The 1,359-nt window shown below is 68.6% G+C and carries 1 protein-coding gene; it reads right to left on the bottom strand.

Annotation, left to right across the window (positions count from 1 at the left end):
* The coding region (locus ACY45C_RS13410; RefSeq protein ID WP_462187943.1) for a hypothetical protein at positions 1-1,359 on the bottom strand (1,359 nt) is incomplete at both ends.

The following is a 1,359-nucleotide window of genomic DNA, read 5'->3' as shown; positions in this document are numbered from 1 at the left end:
GAACAGCTGAAGCCGGTGCTGTAGCCAGCCGAGGGTGCGGAAGTTGCCGCCGAGGCTGGCGGGCGGGTTGCTGAGCAGGGTGTCCCGACGTAGGAGATCAGCAAAGTCGATGGTGGCGCCTACGGCTCCGGGCACGTTCGCGCGGGCCAGGATCGCGAGCATTTCGCTGGCCATGATGCCGTAGCCGATGCTGGTGGGGTGGACGCCGTCGAGCGCGATAAGACCTCCCTGGGTGCGGCCCCGGGCGTCGGAGAGGAAGAACCGGGTGTCGGGCCGGGGGTGCAGCTCGCGGAGCGCCTGGGGTAACGGATAGGGGCCGTACCGGTTCCACCAACTCGGCCGGGTGGTCGGGTCGTCGAGATAGCGGCGGTAGGCGAGCCGGTCCAGCAAGGCGCACAGGTCGAAGACCCGCCAGTCGTCACCGGCCTGCCGGTGCGCCCTGACGTGCTCGATGATGACTTGGTTGTACATGTCGATGGCGCTGTCGATCTGCCGGCACTGCGTCCCGGTCAGGCAGGGGTCGGCAGTGTCGAACTGGTCGTCGCTGATCCAGGCGTAGGTGTAGCGGGCGAAGTATCGCGAGCCTTCCGGCTTGTCGCCGACCCCGCGGGCGAGCGGTGCGACGGTGACGTGGGGGACGGTGACCAGCACGACATGCCGGGCTCCCACCTTTTCGATTTCGGTGACGAGCTGGTCGTACTCCTGCTGGAAGTGGGCGGGGCGCCATACCGTGTAGGCGTTCTTCCCGTTCAGGTCGGCGAAGTCGTCTCCGCTCCAGGCCAGCCGTAGCCCCAGAACGCTGGACAGCGCGTTGTTAGCCCCGAGGGCGACCACGAGCGTGCCGACGCCCTCGGCACCGAGTTGCTGCGCCGCCGTCAGCTGGGTGGTACCCGGGTCGCTGGGGCCGGCCAGGGTGCGCAGGGCAGCGATCGGCCCGTCGTTCTGGACCAGGAGCCTGCGCGGATTCCAGGACCGGCGGGCGGGGTGCTCGGCCAGCTGTTCCTGGCACCAGCCGACGTTCTTCGAGAGTGCGTCGCGGACATCCCAGCCGTAGATCGCGAGATTGTGGTTGAATTCCGCCTGCTCGACGGGGAGCCGGCCCGGGCCGAAGTCCCAGTAGCGTTGCACCCCCCGCGCCTGGGTGTACAGCGTGACTATCAGACGTAGCGCGTGCGCCGGTAGCGGCCGGCCCTTGGTAATGGTGTCCGCGTGGCGCAGCAACTCCTCCATGTTGAGGGGGAGGCCGGCGCAGCCATCCGGCCCGGGATAGACCGGATAGCGAAACGGCGTCACCCCCATCGCCTCGGCCAGTAGAGCCGGCCACGACCGGTCGGTGTTGCGGACCGCCAGATTCTGGAA

It is taken from the genome of Frankia sp. CcWB2 (assembly GCF_977927585.1).
This window is presented reverse-complemented; position numbering and strand designations above follow the sequence as displayed.